At 74.8% G+C, this 623-nt stretch carries 1 protein-coding gene; it reads left to right on the forward strand.

Annotation, left to right across the window (positions count from 1 at the left end):
* Positions 1 to 623, forward strand: a 623-nt coding sequence (locus BI06_RS09040; RefSeq protein ID WP_107113302.1) for a DUF3152 domain-containing protein, incomplete at both ends; no start/stop codon positions are given.

Here is a 623-nt window from a genome sequence, read left to right on the forward strand (position 1 = left end):
CGCCCTCCGTGCCCCCGGCGGCCACCGCCCCGGCACCGGTCACGACCGGCGCTCCGCCCGCGCCCACCGCCGCCCCGCCGCCGGGCGGCCCGGAGACCCCGCCGGCCAAGGGCGCCGGCACCTTCACCGTCGCCCAGGGCTCCGCCGACCCGGTCGGCCGGGGCACCGTCCGCCGCTACCGGGTCGAGGTCGAGGACGGCATCGGCATCGACCCGGCGGCCTCCGCCGCCCAGATCCAGGGCATCCTCGCCGACAAGCGCGGCTGGACCAACGACCGCAGGAACGGTTTCCAGCTGGTCTCCTCCGGGGCCTACGACTTCACCGTGAAGATCGCCTCCCCCGCCACCGTGGACCGGATCTGCGGCGCGGCCGGTCTGGACACCCACGGCGAGGTGAACTGCAACGTCGGCAACCAGGTGGTGGTCAACGTCAAGCGCTGGACCGTCGGCTCGCCCCAGTTCAGCGGTCCGATCGACGAGTACCGGGCCCTGGTGGTCAACCACGAGGTGGGCCACCGGATCGGCCACGGCCACGAGGGCTGCCCCGGCCCCGGCAAGCCGGCGCCCGCGATGATGCAGCAGATCTACGGCCTCAAGGGCTGCACGGCCAACGCCTGGCCGTAC

Origin of the sequence: Kitasatospora sp. MBT66, from assembly GCF_000710405.2 — a bacterium.
In the GTDB taxonomy this organism is placed as follows: domain Bacteria; phylum Actinomycetota; class Actinomycetes; order Streptomycetales; family Streptomycetaceae; genus Kitasatospora; species Kitasatospora purpeofusca.